This window comes from Sulfurimonas autotrophica DSM 16294 (assembly GCF_000147355.1).
In the GTDB taxonomy this organism is placed as follows: Bacteria; Campylobacterota; Campylobacteria; order Campylobacterales; family Sulfurimonadaceae; genus Sulfurimonas; species Sulfurimonas autotrophica.
In genome coordinates this window covers 487696-507019 of the sequence record NC_014506.1, presented here as the reverse complement: position 1 = coordinate 507019, position 19324 = coordinate 487696, and the positions used below count along the sequence as shown (strand labels likewise).

Annotated in this window: 22 protein-coding genes; 3 read left to right on the top strand and 19 right to left on the bottom strand. The window is 35.5% G+C overall.

The genetic code is table 11. The features are described 5' to 3' along the window. Positions 1-11: 11 nt before the first annotated feature. The 3 genes from feoB (SAUT_RS02630) to SAUT_RS02620 are packed head-to-tail and all read right to left on the bottom strand — an operon-like array spanning position 12 to position 3661. Positions 12-2153 (bottom strand): ferrous iron transport protein B, encoded by a 2142-nt coding sequence (gene feoB / locus SAUT_RS02630; RefSeq protein ID WP_013326330.1) that lies wholly within the window; start codon positions 2151-2153, stop codon positions 12-14. After that, positions 2150-2377, bottom strand: coding sequence for a FeoA family protein (locus SAUT_RS02625; protein ID WP_013326329.1), 228 nt, complete (start codon positions 2375-2377; stop codon positions 2150-2152). The genes feoB (SAUT_RS02630) and SAUT_RS02625 overlap by 4 nt, the downstream gene beginning before the upstream one ends. 12 nt (positions 2378-2389) lie before the next feature. Next, positions 2390-3661: a hypothetical protein gene (locus SAUT_RS02620; protein ID WP_013326328.1), complete on the bottom strand. Its 1272-nt coding sequence runs from the start codon at positions 3659-3661 to the stop codon at positions 2390-2392. A gap of 155 nt (positions 3662-3816) precedes the next feature. Here SAUT_RS02620 and SAUT_RS02615 point away from each other — a divergent pair, with 155 nt between their 5' ends. Further along, entirely contained in the window at positions 3817-4374 is a 558-nt protein-coding gene (locus SAUT_RS02615; RefSeq protein ID WP_013326327.1) for a CDP-alcohol phosphatidyltransferase family protein, read from the top strand. Between the two features lie 84 nt (positions 4375-4458). Here SAUT_RS02615 and SAUT_RS02610 read toward each other — a convergent pair whose 3' ends face one another. Genes SAUT_RS02610 through SAUT_RS02600 form a run of 3 tightly spaced genes read right to left on the bottom strand, consistent with a single transcriptional unit; the run spans position 4459 to position 6334 of the window. Further along, positions 4459-4845 (bottom strand): DoxX family protein, encoded by a 387-nt coding sequence (locus SAUT_RS02610; RefSeq protein ID WP_013326326.1) that lies wholly within the window; start codon positions 4843-4845, stop codon positions 4459-4461. An 11-nt stretch (positions 4846-4856) separates the two neighbouring features. Further along, positions 4857-5048, bottom strand: coding sequence for a hypothetical protein (locus tag SAUT_RS02605; RefSeq protein ID WP_013326325.1), 192 nt, complete (start codon positions 5046-5048; stop codon positions 4857-4859). Then, positions 5045-6334 carry a DNA recombination protein RmuC gene (locus SAUT_RS02600; RefSeq protein ID WP_013326324.1) on the bottom strand — a complete coding sequence of 430 codons (1290 nt, stop codon included), beginning with the start codon at positions 6332-6334 and terminating at the stop codon, positions 5045-5047. The genes SAUT_RS02605 and SAUT_RS02600 overlap by 4 nt, the downstream gene beginning before the upstream one ends. 250 nt (positions 6335-6584) lie before the next feature. Between SAUT_RS02600 and SAUT_RS02595 the strand changes: the two genes are divergently transcribed. Both SAUT_RS02595 and SAUT_RS02590 read left to right on the top strand, forming a co-directional pair. Continuing rightward, a complete protein-coding gene (locus tag SAUT_RS02595) occupies positions 6585-8141 on the top strand; it encodes a DEAD/DEAH box helicase (protein WP_013326323.1) in 1557 nt (518 codons plus the stop codon). Then, complete coding sequence (locus tag SAUT_RS02590; RefSeq protein WP_013326322.1) at positions 8141-8527, top strand: HIT family protein; 387 nt, start codon at positions 8141-8143, stop codon at positions 8525-8527. Before SAUT_RS02595 ends, SAUT_RS02590 begins: the two co-directional genes overlap by 1 nt. A gap of 178 nt (positions 8528-8705) precedes the next feature. Here the strand turns inward: SAUT_RS02590 and SAUT_RS02585 are convergent, their stop codons facing one another. The 13 genes from SAUT_RS02585 to SAUT_RS02525 all read right to left on the bottom strand — a co-directional run bounded on the left by SAUT_RS02585 (position 8706) and on the right by SAUT_RS02525 (position 19319). After that, positions 8706-9704 (bottom strand): beta-ketoacyl-ACP synthase III, encoded by a 999-nt coding sequence (locus SAUT_RS02585; protein WP_013326321.1) that lies wholly within the window; start codon positions 9702-9704, stop codon positions 8706-8708. Between the two features lies 1 nt (position 9705). Further along, a complete protein-coding gene (plsX, locus tag SAUT_RS02580; RefSeq protein WP_013326320.1) occupies positions 9706-10704 on the bottom strand; it encodes a phosphate acyltransferase PlsX in 999 nt (332 codons plus the stop codon). Positions 10705-10707: 3 nt separating this feature from the next. Continuing rightward, positions 10708-10857 carry a 50S ribosomal protein L32 gene (gene rpmF, locus SAUT_RS02575; RefSeq protein ID WP_013326319.1) on the bottom strand — a complete coding sequence of 50 codons (150 nt, stop codon included), beginning with the start codon at positions 10855-10857 and terminating at the stop codon, positions 10708-10710. An 88-nt stretch (positions 10858-10945) separates the two neighbouring features. After that, a complete protein-coding gene (locus SAUT_RS02570) occupies positions 10946-11326 on the bottom strand; it encodes a DUF177 domain-containing protein (protein WP_013326318.1) in 381 nt (126 codons plus the stop codon). A 9-nt stretch (positions 11327-11335) separates the two neighbouring features. Beyond that, a complete protein-coding gene (gene ndk / locus SAUT_RS02565) occupies positions 11336-11749 on the bottom strand; it encodes a nucleoside-diphosphate kinase (protein ID WP_013326317.1) in 414 nt (137 codons plus the stop codon). Positions 11750-11881: 132 nt separating this feature from the next. Next, a complete protein-coding gene (locus SAUT_RS02560) occupies positions 11882-12166 on the bottom strand; it encodes a 4Fe-4S dicluster domain-containing protein (protein ID WP_013326316.1) in 285 nt (94 codons plus the stop codon). Positions 12167-12283: 117 nt separating this feature from the next. Beyond that, complete coding sequence (gene metK / locus SAUT_RS02555) at positions 12284-13441, bottom strand: methionine adenosyltransferase (RefSeq protein WP_013326315.1); 1158 nt, start codon at positions 13439-13441, stop codon at positions 12284-12286. Positions 13442-13494: 53 nt separating this feature from the next. After that, positions 13495-14388 (bottom strand): cation diffusion facilitator family transporter, encoded by an 894-nt coding sequence (locus SAUT_RS02550; RefSeq protein WP_013326314.1) that lies wholly within the window; start codon positions 14386-14388, stop codon positions 13495-13497. 14 nt (positions 14389-14402) lie between these two features. Then, positions 14403-15224: a M90 family metallopeptidase gene (locus tag SAUT_RS02545; protein ID WP_013326313.1), complete on the bottom strand. Its 822-nt coding sequence runs from the start codon at positions 15222-15224 to the stop codon at positions 14403-14405. Positions 15225-15345: 121 nt separating this feature from the next. After that, positions 15346-16569 carry a chromate efflux transporter gene (gene chrA, locus SAUT_RS02540; RefSeq protein WP_013326312.1) on the bottom strand — a complete coding sequence of 408 codons (1224 nt, stop codon included), beginning with the start codon at positions 16567-16569 and terminating at the stop codon, positions 15346-15348. A gap of 68 nt (positions 16570-16637) precedes the next feature. Then, positions 16638-16958 carry a DUF4282 domain-containing protein gene (locus SAUT_RS02535; RefSeq protein WP_013326311.1) on the bottom strand — a complete coding sequence of 107 codons (321 nt, stop codon included), beginning with the start codon at positions 16956-16958 and terminating at the stop codon, positions 16638-16640. A gap of 10 nt (positions 16959-16968) precedes the next feature. Continuing rightward, positions 16969-19098: a ferrous iron transport protein B gene (feoB, locus tag SAUT_RS02530; RefSeq protein ID WP_013326310.1), complete on the bottom strand. Its 2130-nt coding sequence runs from the start codon at positions 19096-19098 to the stop codon at positions 16969-16971. Further along, on the bottom strand, positions 19095-19319 hold the full coding sequence (locus SAUT_RS02525) for a FeoA family protein (RefSeq protein ID WP_013326309.1): 225 nt from the start codon (positions 19317-19319) through the stop codon (positions 19095-19097). The genes feoB (SAUT_RS02530) and SAUT_RS02525 overlap by 4 nt, the downstream gene beginning before the upstream one ends. Positions 19320-19324 lie beyond the last annotated feature (5 nt).

The window sequence follows — 19324 nt, the reverse complement described above, 5'->3', positions numbered from 1 at the left end:
CTAATATTGAGTTAATAACCCAGCAGTAATGTTATATGATATGCCAAAAATGCAAGAACATATGCCGTTATGGTAGTAAATGCCAGTAAATAGAAGAAATATTTAATCCCTCCTGCTTCACGGGTAAAGACAATCGAAGCTGCAAAACACGGCAGATACACCATAATAATCACTATAAATGCCACAGCTGAGGCAAAAGAGATATTTTTACTGATGGCATCTTTAAGAGAGTAAGTCGTTTCATCTACATTCTCACCCAGTGCATAGAGTACACCCAATGTTGATACGACCACTTCTTTTGCCGAAAGTCCTGCTTCAAGTGCTACTGCCATTTTCCAATCTAAGCCTAAAGGTCTAAAGACCGGTTCTGAAAAGGCTCCTATACGTCCTAAATAACTCTGTTCTAAATTTTTACTTGCAAGTTCATTTGTCAACTTGTTTTTTTCTTCTTTTGATTGCACCTGTGCTATTTTAGCTTCATAACTTTTTTCCAATTGGGTATCATGTGGATAGTTACTCAAAAACCATATAAGCACCGTAGCACCGGCGATGAATGTTCCCGCTTTTTTCAAATACATCAAAGTTTTTGAAAGTACTGTGTGCCAAATCAGCTTTGCTGAAGGCAGACGATATTTTGGCATTTCCATGACAAAAGGCTCATCCTCACCCTTAAATGCTGTCATTTTCAAAACTTTAGCAGCTATAAGACCGAGCATTGCTCCTGTTATATAAATCGCAAAAAGAACATTTCCCGCAATTGATTCACTGAAAAACGCTCCTGCAAAAAGCACATATACAGGAAGTCTCGCTCCGCAGGACATAAAACTTATAATAAAAAGCGTTAAGAGTCTGTCTCGGTCATTTTTAAGAATTCTAGCACTCATATAAGCCGGAATAGAACATCCAAAACCGGTTACCAAAGGAATAAAGCTCTGCCCGTGCAGACCAAATTTATGAAAAAATCCATCAAGTAAAAAAGCAACCCTTGACATGTAACCGGTACTCTCCAGCAAAGCAATTCCAATAAATAAAATAATAATATTGGGTGTAAAAAGAATTACCGCACCGACACCGGCTATAAGCCCGTCAACAATTAAAGAACGCATATCATCATTGGTAATTGTAGCGCCTACAGCATCACCGAACCAGCCAAAAAATGCATCAATCCAGTCCATAGGGACAGCACCCAACACAAAAGTAAGCTGAAAAAGTCCCCACATTAAAAATAAAAATATAGGAATACCATATACAGGATGGATTAAAATCGAATCTATCTTTTCTGTAAGCGTTTTTTCCTCTTTTTCCTGCTTTTTCACTTTAACAACTTCGGCCACAATACCTCTGTTAAAAGATGCATACTCTTCAGCAAATGCTTCTTTAATATCATCTGTATTATGATGCAGTTCTATATGTTTTGATGCTTCTATTAAGATAGGTTGCAACTCTGTCCAAATTGGATTATCATGCAGTTTTTCATAGGTTTTTTTATTTTCTTTTAAAAGGTTTGTTGCAATATTTCTATAACTGTTTGTTGCTTCGTATTTATGTTTTTGTAAATATGTAACTATATTTTCTGTTTCCTCTTCTACAGCCTCACTAAAAACAAGCTTAGGCTCTGCTTTTGGTTTTTCATGTACTTTTACTACTGTATTAATTAACTCTTCTATACCTGTTTTTTGTGCTGCTGAAACTTTTACACAGGGGATATTGAGTAGTTCAGACATATACTCGGCATTAACTTCTATGCCTTCTTTTTCGGCCTCATCACTCATATTTAACGCAATGACCATTTTTTTACTCATAGTAAAAAGTTCTGCCGTGAGTTGAAGGTTTTTCTCCAGATTCGTAGAATCCACAACATTAATAATTATGTCATAATCTTCTGCACAAAGATAATCTCTTGTCACTCTCTCTTCTATAGTATAATCTGTAAAAGCATAGGTTCCCGGTAAATCGACGACCGTAAAATGATAGTTTTTATAATCAAACAATACTTCAGTTTTATCAACTGTCACTCCGGAAAAATTACCTACATGTAAGTGCGCATTTGACACAGAATTAATAAGCATACTTTTACCGACATTTGGCTGTCCGACTAGTGCTACTTTTATATGATTCGCTATTATAGGACATGTTTTAACATCTTCATTCATACTTCTTCAACCTCAATCAATTCTGCTTCTTCGGCGCGTAACGCTATACGCATTTTACCGACTTTGACTTCTATTGTTTTTTTTCTTGGCGCATGTTCCAGCACTTGAATCTGTGCATCTTTCATAACACCAAACGAAATTAGTCTCTGTTTTAAATCATAATTTGCATCTAATTTTAAAACTTTTACTTTCTCGCCTTTTTCACAATCTATTAATCTTTTCATATTTTATTCTTTTTAAAAATTATAATTTACCATGAGTTGAAAACGATTCCAATCATGGTCTGTTTTTACAGAGTTTGCTTTGTCCTCTTGCATAGCATATACACAAGCAACTAAAAACTCATCATTCACATTATACTCTAAACTTACATCTTGTTCTATTATATGGGCTTTCTTGCCTAAACTGTCGGCATCTCCTTTAAAATCTCCATATGCATACAAAAAACTAAAATTCTGTATCTCATACCCTATACTCGGTACCAGCGAGTGTGTATCTCTGTCATCGGCTATATCATCCAAGATGAGTGTATCCATACTTGTAAAAAGTGTTCCGCCTCCAAAACCGCTGAAACTCATTTTTGATTGAGTGCCAAAAGATTTGTTATAAGCAATGCCTACACTGACACCATGCGATACAAATTCAGCCATCGCACCGTATATTGTACTTTCATACCCGCTTAAAGCTAATTCATTTTCATCTAAATACTGTACCATAGCGTGTATCAATATATCTTTATTTATGTTATATTCAATACCACCGTCAAAATAAAAAGCATTAACGACATCTGTAATATTATAATACCAAAGATTAAGTTCCCATACATTATTATACGCAACACCGCCAAAATTCGTACCGTTTTTACCTGTTTTTTCCCAGGGTGTATCTAAACCGGCATCATATCCCTGCCAAGACTGAATATTTCCCGCCATAAATTCAAAACCGTTGTAGTTATATGTTGCCACATATGCTTCAAAACTATTGCTTATCATTCTAATATCGTCGCTATCTGCAAGCGGCGTATCTAAAACCTGACGTCCTGCTCTGAAATTAAAGTCCTGATACTTATAGTTTAAGTATGCCTCAGCCGTTTGCGTATAACTGCCGTCGCTTGAGGAAAGTTCATTATTGTGATATGTATTATCTCCGCTTGCAAAATTCAAATCATGTGATGTATAAAAAGCAACACCTGCATTAAAACCCTGCAGTTGCGCCAACTCGTACTTTAACTTGCCCCCAAGAGCCGTTGCATAATTATTATCTACATTTTGTTCTTTTTGTTCATACCCTGCATACATAGCTCTGATTTGCCCTGAGACTTTAGCATCTTTAAACATATGTTTCAAATTGTCTGTTACAGAAACCTCTTTGACTTCCATTACTGCTTCTTTATCTATATTTTCTCTTACAGAGTGAAGACGTTTATCTTCTCCTATTTCTTGTTCTGCAGCAGCAAGCGCTGTAAAAAGGGACAAACAGAATATACTTACTTTAATGATATTGCTCATAAAATTTCCTATTTTATTTTTGATTTGCAAATGATAATCTATATCAACTTAGATACAGCTTAATAATATTGATAATATTTATCATTTGTATCTTCACTCTGTTTAATATGATTTTGCTATAATTTCAGTTATCAATTATGAAGGTAAATATTTATATGAAATTCTTATGGACACCCTCTTCACACTTTAATCTTGCAAATATGTTTACATTTGTCAACATTACAGCCGGTCTTATGGCAACCTATTTTATAACACAAAACAATTTTACTTTAGCAATAATTTTAGCATGGATTGGCGGTGCTTTTGATATCTTTGACGGTAAGATTGCCAGAAAATATAAACTTTCAAATGAGTTTGGTGTACAACTTGACAGTTTTGCAGATTTTTTAAGTTTTGTGCTTGTACCTGTGTTTTTAATATTTCAAGCTTCTTATGCACCGTCTTTGCATGGATTTTGGCTTATTGTAGCAGCAATTGTAAGTATATACTATGTAATATCAGGACTTCGCCGTCTTATACATTTTAATTTAAATGCAGATGCCGGTGCGATTGAGAAGTATTTTACAGGAGTGCCTACTCCGCTTGGAGCGATTCTTCTTTGGCTTGTATATTTGTTAAATGCGTATAATATTTTACCGGCATACGGAGTTATGTTTTGTATGTTGGTGATTGGATGGAGTCTAAATTCTACTATTAAAGTACGACATCCGTAACTAAAAACTCTGTTTGCTCTTCGGAAGCAAGGTTGAAACCTTGCTTCCGAAAAAGTTTACGAGCCTACATGTAAAAGATAATACCTATTTAGAATTTACTGCATATTTCCCACTACCTAACAACACAACAAGTAAAGACATTATAAAGTAAAACAATGGAGTTTCCCATGCAAGCCCTCCGAATTTTGAAAGCGTCAGAGAAAACCCATAGGCCAAATATATGGCAACAAACATATTCAGTGCCAGAACTGTAGAAGCAACTCTCGCATACAATCCTAGTATAATAAATATTGGAGCAATTAATTCTCCAACATAAACACCATAGGCAAAAAACTCCGGCAATCCTGCACTCACAACCATACTCTTCACTCCGCCGATTCCATGTATCACCTTATGAATACCGTGAAAAAGAATCAAAACACCTAAACTGACTCTGAGCAATAATTTTGCTATATCCGGATTTATAAACATTTTTTGTCCTTTTATTTTTGCAGTCGAAACTTACATGTACCGACACTGATTTCTTTTCCATTTTTAATAGCTTCTTTTATATAGACAAGCGTACCCTGCGCACCATCACTGCTGCCCACTTCTTCTTCTATAATTTTAAGCAAATCTTTCTCCTGTGTCAGCGTCCATACTTTTTCATAATTGTAGCGCGTCTCTATTTTCATACTTCTTCCATATCATTTTCACTCTGCAGCGGCAGCTCTTTTTTAGGTTTTAACCCAAGCGCTTTCATATTTTGCGCTCTTTTTATAACATTACCGCGTCCAGTGCTAAGCCTGTTCATGGCTTTATCATAAGAGTCTTGTGTTTTTTGCAAATGCGTTCCTATATGCTTCATCTCATCAACAAAAAGTACAAGTTTGTCATACATAGCCTCGGCTTCGGCAGCTATTTTTTTTGCATGTTCTTCTTGTCTTTGTGTTCGCCAGATATGCTCAATAGTTCTAAGTGTTACAAGCAGAGTCGAGGGTGATACGACTAAAATATTGTTCTCATAAGCACGTTTAAAAAACTCTCCATCTTGCTCCAGGGCAAGCAAAAAAGCCCCCTCAATCGGCATAAAAAGCAAGACAAAATCAAGTGTGTTTACGCCTTCAAGCTTTTCATAATTTTTTGCACTCAGCTCTTTGATATGAGAAGATATACTTGCTATATGCTCTTTTAATGCTTTTGCCTTTTGCTCCGGCTCTTCGACATTGACAAATCTTTCGTACGCTGTTAAAGATACTTTAGAATCCACTATAATATCTCTGTTTTGCGGCATATGAATTATGACATCGGGCCTGTAAGCTTTCCCTTCGTTTGATTTTAATGTTGCCTGGAGTTCATACTCAACACCTTCGCGAAGCCCGGACTGCTCCAAAATGTTTTCTAAAACCAATTCTCCCCAGTTGCCTTGCGTTTTATTCTCACCTTTGAGCGCATTAGTCAGATTCAGTGCTTCTTGCGCAAGAGTCTCATTCATAAGTTTCAAACGCCCGAGTTCATCTTTTAGCAGATGTCTCTCTTTTAACTCTACTTCAAATTGTGAGCGAGCCTCTTTGGAAAAATTTGTTATCTGTTCTCGAAACGGTTTTAAAAGCAGTTCTAACTGCTCTTTATTGGATGATGTGAACTGTTTTGATTTGTCTTCAAAAATTTTGTTTGCCAAAAGTTTAAACTCCTGAGAAAGCTCGTCTTTTGCATTTTTGAGTACTTCTAATTTCTCACTTGATGCTTTCATTTCATCTGTATATCTAGCACTTAATACTGCATATTCAATTTCTAAGGCATTATAATCTTCTTTTAACTGCTCATATGAATTACTAATCGTAAAATAAGAATTTTGTAACTCTTCTGCCTTTACATGTAATCTTTGATTCATGTTTTTTTCTTTGAAATAAAAAAACAAAACAATCAAAAAAGACAAAACTAAAAAAGCAATTACTGCAAAATATATATTTTCATTCATACAAAACCTTATGTAATTTTAATTTATGTATTATACTGAATTTTTACATGTAATGATAATTTGTAGCATTATAAACTTAAGTAATTTAAAATATTCATTACTTTAATCTAAACTTAGTAAAATTTGGGTATAATTCCACAAATATTTTAAGGGGAAGATGCCCTGATAGACTTAAGTGGAAATTTTAGTAGAACTTGCGTCATCTCCTTATGTATAAAAAGACTTTTAGAAGTCTCATTAAAGGATAATGATGCAAGAAAATGCACAACAAACAAACAAACAAACAACAAATGAAGAACCTACAATCACTTTTGATTCTTTAGGCTTAAAACCGGAAATACTTAAGAGTGTTAAATTTGCAGGATTTACAATACCTTCACCTATTCAGGCACAAGCTATTCCAATAATACTAGAAGGCCGTGACATGGTCGGTCAGGCACATACAGGTACAGGAAAAACAGCAGCTTTTTCACTGCCGGTTCTCTCAAACATGAAACTAGACGGCAGTGTAGAGATGCTTGTCATCACACCTACACGCGAGCTTGCAACACAGGTCAGTGATGAAATCTTCAAATACGGACGCAACTTAGGCGTAAAAACCGTTACAGTATACGGCGGAAGCTCATACAAGCGTCAACTTGACCTTATCGGACGCGGTGCTAGTGTTGTCGTAGCAACGCCGGGAAGAATGTTAGATCTTTTAAAAAGAAATATGCTTAATAACTTTGCACCAAGCGTGGTTGTGCTTGATGAAGCCGATGAAATGCTTGATATGGGATTTTTGGATGATATTAATGAAATTTTTTCATACCTTCCGACAAACAGACAGACATTGCTATTCTCAGCAACTATGCCACAGCCTATAAAAAACCTTGCAAACAGAATTTTAAAAGATCCTGCTTTTGTCTCAATCACAAAAGGTGAAACGACAAATACAGATATTGAACAAGAGTATTATGTAATTGACGAGCATGAAAGAGATGATGCAATTATTCGTCTTATGGATGCAGAAGATACAAAAAAAGCAGTAGTATTTTGTAGAACAAAATCTGAAGTTGACAGACTCAGTAACGTACTCTCAAATGCAGGTTATTTGGCAAACGGACTTCATGGAGATATGGAGCAGCGTCAACGTGAAACTGTCATTAAAGGTTTCAAAAACGACTCTGTAAAAGTTCTTGTTGCAACTGATGTTGCAGCTCGTGGTATACATGTAAACAACATTTCACACGTATTTAACTACCATATTCCATTTGACCCTGAGTCGTATGTTCACCGTATTGGTAGAACAGGACGTGCAGGTACTAAAGGAAAAGCTATTACACTTTTAACTCCTTTGGAATTTAAAGAACTACAGCGTATTAAGCAAAAAGTAGGCACTTCCATGAACCATGCTTTTGTGCCTAGTAAAAATGATTTAAAAGCTTCTACTGTTGATAAAATGGTAAAAAGCATTGAAGATCAAAAAATTTACGATGAAGCGCACAAAGTTCTTGACCGTTTAAAAGAAGATATAGATGAAGAGACAATTATGTTCAAACTTATCTCTATGATTTTAGACAGACAAGACATTAAAGGACCAAGTAATATTGGTATTCCTGCTGATAAGCTTACAGCTATTTTAGAACGTGCCTCTAAGCGTAATGACAGTCGTGGACGTAATGGAAGAAGCCGTGGTGGATTCCGTGGTAACAGTCGTAACCGTTCAGGCGGTGATAGAAATCGTTCTGGTGGAGAAAGAAATCGTGACGGTGGTGGATACCGCGGAAATAGAAGTTCTTCTAATAGAAATAGAAACAGAGACTAATGACTCAAGTTCCCATCTTTGAAAATGCTCATTTATATGTAGAAAAAGAAGCCAGTGAAATTCCCTGGCTGAAAATCTTCACAAAAGAGCCCTACAAAGAGTTGGGAGATGTTCCAAAAGAGTTGCGCCTGCAGCTCTTTGAAGTCTTTGATATCATTGAAGACGAAATGAAAAAATACTACAAACCTACAAAAATCAATATGGCTTCGTTTGCAAATATGCTCCCACGTGTACATTTACATGTAATGGCAAGATTTGAAAATGACAGCTACTTTCCTAACCCGATGTGGGGTGCAAAATTAAGAGATGCTGATTTGGATTTACCTGATGAGGAAGAGTTTCATAAAAGAGTTGTTGAGGCTTTAAAACAGCTCAGTCTAGACTGAAGTCTTGTTTCAAAAAGACAGACAATAAAATAAATAGAATAAGTACACTCTTTTAATTTAGCTTGTTAAAATTCACAATTTTGTTTAAATTCAAGGCGGATTTTTATTTTTAAGAGGAGCATACTTTAGTATGTGACGAAGAAAAATTAAAGTCCAACGCAGAAGTTGGACAAAAGTGTTATTTTAACGGGCTAAATGGGACTAGGGCGCTTCCCCAGGTTAATCCTCCGCCAAACGCGTCAAGCAACATCAACTCACCTTTTTCAAGTTCACCCGCTTCATATAAATCATTGATAGCCATCGGGATTGAGGCACCGGAAGTATTTCCATATTTTTCTACAGTAATAACAACCTGATCATCTCTCATTTTCAAGGCATCACCGACAGCTTTAATGATTCTCAAGTTTGCCTGATGCGGAATAAAGTGTTTAATATCTTCACTTTTAATGTTATTATCTTCGAGTATTTCTTTGACATCTTTTGTCAATGTACGTACGGCAACTTTAAAAGTTTCATTTCCTTTCATCTGCATAAAGCATGTTCCTGCTTCTGCATCAAGGGCATCATGAGCAGAACCGCTTCCACCGTTTGGTGTCATAAGCAAGTCTGCATATTCACCATCAGCACCGGTATGTACATCTATAATAGCTTCACTTTTATTATCAGTAGCACTTATCACTGCAGCCCCTGCCCCGTCACCAAAGAGTATACAAGTTCCACGGTCACTATAATCTGTAATGGCAGAGAGTTTTTCAGCACCAATAATTAAAATATTTTTTTTCATTCCTGATTCTATAAATGATTTTGCAATTGCCAAAATATAAATAAAACCTGTACATGCAGCAGAAATATCAAAAGCAGTCGCATTTTTAATACCTAGTTTTGTAGAAATAACCGTTGCCGTTGAGGGCATACAAAAATAATCCGGTGAAATAGTAGCCGTTATAACCATATCAATCTCAGATTTATCTATGCCACTTCTATCTAATGCTTTTTGAGCAGCTTTTGCACCTAAGTCACTTGTAAACTCATCTTTAGAAGCAATATGACGCTCTTTTATTCCTGTTCTTTTTGTAATCCATTCATCTGAAGTGTCAACCATATGAGAAAGTTCTTCATTAGTAAGTATTTTTTGAGGTACATAAGCACCTATAGAACGAAATGCAGCATAAGCCATCTTAGATTTCCTTTTGTTTTAACTCTTGAAGTCGTGTAATAATGTGTTCATTTACACCTGTATCTACATAACTTATTGCCTGATAAATTGCATTTTCAATCGCTCTTGCATTACTTTTACCATGACTGACTATAGCACAACCTTTTATACCGATAAGCGGAGCTCCACCGATTTCAGCGTAATCTATCTCTTTTTTCAGCAGTTTAAAAACTTTTCTCATTAAAAGTGCACCAGTGATACGAATAGGAGATTTTTTAATGTAGTCTTTTATAAGTTGTGAAATTGTTGAAGCGACACCCTCCCCCGTTTTAAGCACTAAGTTTCCTACGAAACCATCACAAGTGATTACATCGCAACTGCCGTTGAAAATATCGCCACCTTCTACGTTTCCCTTAAAACCTTTATAACCTTCTAAAAGTTTAAAAGCTGCTTTTGTAACTTCATTTCCCTTAGATGCTTCTTCACCATTTGCTAAAAGACCGATACTCGGTTCTTTGATGCCTAAAACATCTTCAGCATAACAGCCACCCATTACAGCAAATTCGGCTAAATGTTCAGGTTTTGAATCAACATTGGCGCCAACATCCAAAAGTACAGAACGGCGACTTGTTTTTGTAGGCATAAGTGTTACTAATGCAGGACGGGAAACACCTTTTAAGCGCCCCAGTCTTAGAGTAGCCAGGGTCATAGTTGCACCACTGTGTCCAGCCGATACTATACCATCAGCTACACCATCCCTTACTAAATCTACAGCTTTATAAATACTACTTTCTTTGCGTTTAACAGCATCTGTTGCAGCATCACTCATTGCAATAACATCATCACAGTCGATGATTAAAATCTTATCTCTATAACGTTTTGGTAACAGAGGTAAAATTTCTGATTTGTTTCCTACGAGTATAGGTGTAAATTTTTTCTTTTTGAGTGCTTTGATGCATCCGTTTACAATCGGCTCAGGACCAAAGTCCCCGCCCATTGCGTCAATAGCAATTTTTACCATTGACTACTTGTACTCACCAGTAGTTGGATTAATGTGGTGTGGTAATCTGTAAGTTCCGTCTTTATCTTTAACCGGACGAGCTAAAGAAATTTTATAATGAGTTCTTCTCTTCGCTGAACGTGAATGAGAGACTCTTCTCTTAGGTACTGCCATAGTAATACTTCCTTAATTTAATTTTTTTCAAAAATAAAATGAAGGAGACCCCTCATCTTATTAGTCCGTAAAAGAAACAAAGTCCCTTTTACTTCGCTTGCGCCGCTGAGGCGACTAAAGCTCTGCAATTATTACAAGAGTGATAATCGCTTTTGATAAGTTCAATCTCGGAGCGTAAAAGCTCTTCGATGTCTACATTACCATCTAAAGATTCCACAACATCTAAAAGAGTGCTGTCGTCATCTTCAAATATCCCGTCGTTAATGAAAAATTCAATATCTTCATTAACCATAAGATCAAAATCTTCTGCACATATGTCACAAGATTTTTCTAGTGTTCCACTGATTTTTGCTTTAAGTAAAATCAATTTTGCACTATGATACTCCAAATAACCTTTAAAAGCTATTTCATTAGAAACAACTTCAAAATCTAAAGGAGTTTTTGTTACTTTTCTTAGCACAATCCTCATTGGATTTACTTACGAAATTTCTCTCTCAGCAAAAAAGAATGCAATTTCATTAGCTGCATTTTCAACTGAGTCACTGCCGTGAACTGCATTAGCATCGATATTTTCAGCAAAATCTGCACGGATAGTACCTGCTTCAGCCTCTTTAGGGTTTGTTGCACCCATTAAATCACGGTTTTTCTGCATAGCATTTTCACCTTCTAAAACTGAAACAACAACTGGCCCACTGATCATGAAATCAACTAAGTCGTTGAAAAAAGGTCTCTCAGCGTGAATAGCATAAAATGCTTCCGCATCACCACGAGAAAGTTGTAGTTTTTTTGTTGCTGCAATTTTAAGACCATTGCTTTCAAAACGATCTAAAATTTTGCCTATAACACCTTTTGCAACTGCATCTGGCTTGATTATTGATAGTGTACGTTCCATCAAATCTCCTCTGAAAATATAAAATTAGAATGGAATTATACCTAAAAAAGATTGTTTTTAGTTTAAAAAGTAAATTTTTTGATTTATATAGATTATAAGGGGGTTTATTAGAGCATAGAATGCTCTAATAAACTATTCTACTACTGGTTCGTGGTTTGAACGTTGTTCAGCACTAACATCTTCACGATGTTCTGGACTCTCACCAACAGCATCCCATGTGATACATCCTTCAGTAGGACATGCTGTAGCACATGCAGGTTCATCATGGTGACCAACACATTCTACACATTTATCACCATACACATAGTAAATTTCTTCACCTGTTGGATTATCATCTTCATCTACGATTGCTTCTACCGGACACTCATCTATACAAGCACCACAATTAATACATGTATCTGTTATTAATACTGCCATATTTTCTTCTCCTAATTTTTATTAAAAGTAACTATACACTTTAGACTTTTAAATACAGCTAAAAGTGCTCAGCTAATCTAAAAATTATAGCTTATAGTTACATTTATTTGAAATATCTTAGATGCTTAAATACTCTTTTATTTCATCAACTTTATCTGTTCTTTCCCAGTTAAAGCCGGCTTCTTCACGACCAAAATGTCCATAAGCTGCCGTTTTTCGATAAATCGGTTTTAATAAATCCAATGATTTAATAATACCTGCCGGTGAAAGATCAAAAATATCTTTTACACAAGCTTCAATTTTCTCTTCAGCAACTTTGCCCGTATTGTGTGTATCAACCATAATAGAAACGGGCTGGACAACGCCGATTGCATAGGCAACTTGAATTGTAACTTTATCACATGCACCTGCAGCTACAAGGTTTTTTGCAACCCAGCGAGCAGCATATGCAGCGCTTCTATCAACCTTGGTTGGATCTTTTCCGGAAAATGCACCACCACCATGCGGGCAGCTTCCTCCGTATGTATCTACTATTATTTTACGACCTGTAAGACCGGCATCTCCCTGAGGGCCACCAATTACAAACTTTCCTGTTGGATTAATATGAAAAACTGTATTTTCATCCATCATTTGGACAGGAATTACTTTTCGTATTACCTCTTCGATTACATCTTTGTGAATCTGCTCTTGAGAAACTTCAGGAGCATGCTGTGTAGAAATAACGACAGTTTCAACTGATACAGGTTTATCTCCTACATATTTTACACTGATTTGTGCTTTTCCATCAGGACGTAGGTAAGGAACTATACCTTCTTTTCTGACTGCGGCCAATCGCTCTGTTAAACGATGTGATAAGTGAATCGGTAAAGGCATAAGAACATCTGTCTCACGACAAGCGTAACCGAACATTAAACCTTGATCACCTGCGCCTATTTCACCCCCTGCCTGATCAACACCCTGGTTGATATCCGGTGACTGTTCACCTATTCCGTTTAAAACTGCGGCTGATCTATAATCAAAGCCATATGTTGCATCTGTATATCCGATATCTCGAATTACTTGTCTTGCAATCTCTTGCATTGGGGCATAAGCCGTCGTTTTCAGTTCGCCTGCAATTACACAAAAACCATTTGATACCATTGTTTCACACGCAACGCGTGCATTGGCATCATGCTCAATAATATAATCCAAAATTGCATCACTGATTTGATCTGCCATCTTATCAGGGTGCCCTTCTGTTACAGACTCTGAAGTAAATATATACTCTTTCGTCATCGATTTTCCTTATTGAAGTACAGAGTCTCGCTCCGTAAATCGAGCGAATTATATCACACTATTAGACTTTTATCATCTTCTCTATTGTATTCACACTGAAAAGTTGTATGTTCTATACCAAAAGTATCATGAAGTATTTTTTCCAACGTGTCAATTACCTTATTTGATTCAGACAATGTCACATCTTCGTTAAAATCCAAGTGTGCTTCTAAATGTATACGGTGATCATCAAGTTTCCATATATGTAAGTGATGCACATTCGCAATCTCTTTTTCTTGCATTATAAACTTTACAATTTCATCAATATCAATGCCTTTAGGTGTGAACTGCATCAAAATTGCGCTTGATTCTTTTACCAAATCAAACGATGCCCAAATAAGATATAAAGCAATTAAAAATGAAATGAGCGGATCAATCCAAAATATTTGATAAAAATACATCAACACACCGCCAAGTACAACTGCAACACTTGTCATAACATCAGTTAAAAGATGTAGATAAGCTGCTTTTATATTCATATTGCTATGAGCGTCATCTTTTATAAGCAATACACTTGCAGCATTAAGCACAATACTGAGCAGACCAAGGCCAATAACCCAAATAGAATTTATCACTTCAGGATGATAAAACTTATGAAAGGCCTCTATAATTAAAAATATTGCTATTCCTATTAATACCGATGCATTAAATAAGGCAGCAATAATTTCGGCTCTTTTATAGCCGAATGTTTTGGCTTTTGTATTTTCTTTTGCTGCAAGCCTGTTTGCAACATACGCTATAAGTAGTGCTAAAACATCACTGAAATTATGCATAGCATCACTCAAAAGAGCAAGTGAGCCCGAGAAAATTCCTCCCACGATTTGTGAGAGTGTTATGATAATATTTAATACTATTGTAATGAAGAGATTTTTTCCGCTTACATCATGATGATGGTGATGTTCTGACATTCTTTTCCTTTTTTTTAAATGTATACTTTATAAAAACTGTTAAGTTCTTTAAACAGCTCTGGAAAATGTTTTTTCAAGGCTTCAGACTTTTCAAAATAACGTTCCGTGACAACAGCAAAAAATTCTGCTTCATTTGTTGCGGCATATGAGCCAATAAGCTTGTATTTTCCCCAGTCACGATTTCTCAGTGCTACTTTTGAGAGCTTGTTAAATTCCTGTGAAAGCACCTTTGCCCATTCATGATATTTTGAATAGGGCAAGGGCGGTGTCCCATCTGCACTGCCGTCAAGAAAGTCTATTTCATGCGCAAATTCATGCAGCATAACATTATTTTCATGCAGATGGTAAGCATCTTTTTTGGCATCATGCCAGGCTACAATAACAGTATCGCTCGCAGATTGGCCTTCAAGAAAGAACTCACCTTTGGTGTATATACCGCCATTTGCACTCACTTGTTTGGCAACCATAGTATGCGGATATATCAGGACTGTCGCAAGATTTTCATAACAACTCACCAGCTCTACATGTAAAAGCAGTAAACAGGCATGAAAAGCAATCACTATTTTCATTTCCTCTGTCACCCCAATATTTATACCCACAAACTCTTTTGTATTTATAAAAATAAGAATAGATTTGTATATTTGTTGTTTTTCTTTTTCGTTGAGTCTGCCATACAGCGGAATGTTGTCAAGTATATCTATATACTCTTTCCTGATTGGCTGTGCCAAAATATTTTGCAGTTTTTTTTGTTTGTAAAATGTATAAATAAAATAAGCACCAAACAGCGTTAGTCCGATACTTATCATTAGCAGCAAAAGAGCAAAATAGTAGTTCATTATTTTTCCTTATCATATAAATATTAAAATAAATGATTTTTTCATTATATCACCATCTTCGGTTTTTTCATCCATTTAGCACTATCTTTGATATAAAGAGATTTATGTTTTGCATACATTTTTACAAAATCGAAATGCCCGTTAGAAACAATCCAAGTTCTACAGCAATTCCAGTGAGAAATATCCACAAAATATTCATTTCATAATAGCGAACGGCAATTAACGCGCCTATAGCCCAGATGTATACAGACGGAGAGATAAGACTGACTGTTCCCATACTCAAAACAACGAAAAAAAGCATCCCGGTAAAGGCAGCCAAAATACCTTTAATTACTTTACGAATGAACAAATATTTTTTGATTTTACTATAAAGTTCTGACATCACGATGGTATAAAAAAATGAAGGATAAAACATTCCAACAGTCGCGAGCAAACTCCCTATTAATCCACTTACTTTGTAACCGATAAATGTTGCAGTAATCAAAAATGGTCCCGGTGTAATCTGTCCAAAGGCAATGCCGTCGGCAAACTGCTTCATACTCAGCCAATGATGTGATATAACAGCTTCTTGCTGGAGTAGCGGCATTATAGTCATACCATTTCCAAAAGCCACAGCTCCCACTTTAAACATTGACAAAAACAAAAGACTTAATTCATTTTTCCACAATAAACCAAGCACAATCATAGCAAGAAAAACAGAACCGCTCAATACAATAGATACTAAACGCCACTGCCATAATCCAGGTATGGGAACACTTTGTATTTGTTCATTTTTTTCACTATCAATATTCATTTTATCTCGCCAAAAAAGCATAGTTCCCACGACAACAGCAAGTAAAATAACCCAAAATGCGTTGATTTTATAAAGCATCAACACAAATGCAATACCAGCTATAAATGCCGTTTTTCCATCATCTATATAGCGTGTTGCAAAATCAAGAGAAACATGAATAATGATACCCACGACCATAGCTTCTAGCACAATAAAAAGTGGATGTACCCACGCTACATTACCATAATTAAAATAGAGCCATGAAAGAAACAGCATCAACAAATATGAAGGAAGTACAAACAAAAATGTTGCGATCAATGCACCCCAAAACCCTTTGATACGATAGGCAGAGTAGGTTGCAAGATTGAACATAATTGGTCCTGGATAAAGTTGTACCATAGCCAAGCCTTCATCCATCTCTTTTTGCGAAAGCCATTTACGACCCACAACAAGCGTTTTAAGCTGCTGCAGCATAGCAACACTGTACGCAGTCAAACCAATAATCAAAAAAGCCCAGCTTAACTGTAGCAAAGAGGGTGTTGTTTGCAATTTTGATTCTTTTTCAGCGTTCATTTTTCTCCCCTTAAAAAAAGACAACTATAGGTAAAGCAGTGCTTTGCACATAAGAAGTTCCTGCTAATTTACATTTTCTTTGAAATTTCATATAAATAATCATGCATATCAAAATAACCTATCATCGCTTCAAAAATCATGCGCCAACAAAGTTCCATACAAAGAAAGAGCGTTATAAAAGTTATCCAAAACACTTTTTGTTCTGTAGCGCTCAGTGAAATATAAAAATCTTTTACTTTGTCATTCACAGTTTTGAAAAGAGAAAAATTCTTCATAAGATAATCTCTAAAATAATACAAAGTAATCGGAATCACAAGTGCTCCGATATAATAAAAAAATAACAATACATCCTGCGTAATAAAACTGTTAAAAGTTAAAAAGTCCCACATAATTCAGCTCCTAAGCAAATAATAACATAACTTGATAAAATACAAATGACACGGTATATGCAAATAAAGGGAGGAACATAATTTCAAATATCATAAAAGCATTTCCAAATTCTTGTTGTATTGCTGCCATGGTGGATATACATGGAATATAAAGCAGTATAAATATCATATAACTATAGGCTGCAGCCTTGGAAGAAAATTGTGATTTTATCACTTCTTGCAGTTTTGAAGCCACATGTTCATCAGATGTTATTGCTGGTTTTATTTTTACGACATTAAATATAGATTCTCTCAAAGCATTTTTCAAAAGTATCATTTGACTTCTTATGTCGTTTTTAATATCTGCTTTTTCTTCTGTCATTTTATTTTGCGATTCTATCCCATATATAGTTCCCAAAGAACCTACCACAACCTCTTTTGCTAGTGTTCCCGGGATTAAAACTGCTACAAGTTCCCAGTGCTCACCAAAGCCCAAAGGTTTGAAAATTGGGGTAATTGTTTTTGCGCCTTTTGCAAGATATGATGTTTGTGGCGTTGAATTAAGAGGCAGACTTATGACTACCCAGAGTATGACAGAAGCCAAAATGATAAACTTTCCGGCTTTAAAAATAAAATCTATAAGCTTTGGTTTCATCAAAATCCAAATAGAGTTAATATTTGGCATATGATATGTTGCAAGTTCCAAGAAAAACGGTTTTTCTTGTTGCTTTGGCAGTAGTTTGTTTGCAATAAAGCCAACTAAAAATGCAGCAATAATACCAAGTAGATAAATAGAAAGTACTGTTAGAGCCTGATTTTCCTTAAAAAAGATAGCAACAAAAAGGGCATAAATAGGCAAACGGCCACTACAACTCATAAAGGGTATCATAAGTGTTGTGATAACTCTTTCTCTTTTCGTTGTCAATACCCGTGTACCATAAACTGCGGGGACATTACACCCAAAACCAATAATCATTGAGATAAAAGCATTTCCTTTGACTCCCAGTTTTTTTGCCAGAGCATCAAGCAAAAAACTCACTCGAGACATATACCCGCTCTCTTCAAGTATTGCCATAAAAAGATATAAAAAGAAGAGTAAAGGTAAAAAGGAGAGCAGTAATCCCACACCGTTAAGCACACCGTCAACAACCAGCCCTTTCACCCACTCAGGAGAATCATAAAGCACTATCGTTATATATTTTGCTATAAAATCTGTAAAAAAATTATTCATCCAATCTACAAGCGGCATACTCAATGAGAAAGTAAAATCAAACATCATATACATTACAAGTATAAAAATAGGAAATGCCAAATATTTATTTAAAATTATTCTATCAATCTTTTCGCTTAATACCACTTTATCCATTAACGGTTTACTCAAGACCTCATCCAAAATTTTATCTATCAAGGAGTATCTTGAGTTGGATATAATTGTTTTTATTGGAAGTTGTGTATGTGCTTCTATCCGTTTTCTTGCCTCTTTTGTAAATTCAATTACATTTTTAAATGATTCATTAAGTTGCAAAGATTTTATAAAATTATCATCTTCAAGAAGTTTTATAGCAAAAGCTCTGGGCGAGTAATTAAAATTATCAATCATCTGGAGTTTATGCTCCATAAAGACTATTTCTTTTTCTATATGGTGCTGCAGCGGTTGTATTTTTGGTAAATTATTATCTGTAATAGTTTCAACTGTACTCTCAAGCACTTTTTGTGAGCCAATCTTTTTTGAAGCAATAGTCGGAACAATTTTGACACCCAAAATATCTGAGAGTTTTTTAGTATCTACTTCATAGCCTCTTTTTTTAAAATCATCAAACATATTAAGTGCTAAAACCATTGGTTTTTGTATATCTATGAGAGAAAGTGTTAGGTAAAGATTCCTTCTTAAATTCGTTGCATCCAGAACATTGATAATTCCATCAATACTGTTATCCAGCAAATAGTCTACTGTAACTTTTTCTTCAAGAGAATAGGGTGTCAGCGTATAAATTCCCGGTAAATCTATAAGATTTATTTCTTGATTTTCATACTTGAAATGCGCTTCTTTTTTCTCAACCGTCACACCTGGCCAATTTCCAACTTCAAGATCACTTTTTGCAATGGCATTAATGAGTGCAGTTTTTCCTGTATTTGGATTTCCAATGAAAGCAATGTTCACAGCTCTTCTACCTCTATTTTTTTTGCATCCTCTTTTCGCATAACTATTCTCTCATCGTGAACTTTCACCTCCAAAGGATTACCCAAAGGTGCTACTCTGACAAGTTTGATAATTTCTCCGCACGTAATGCCAAGCTCCACTAGTCTATGGCTTAAATCTCCCAAATCGCCTATATGTTTAATAATTGCTTTTTGATTTGGCTTTAAATCAGTTACATTCATCTCTT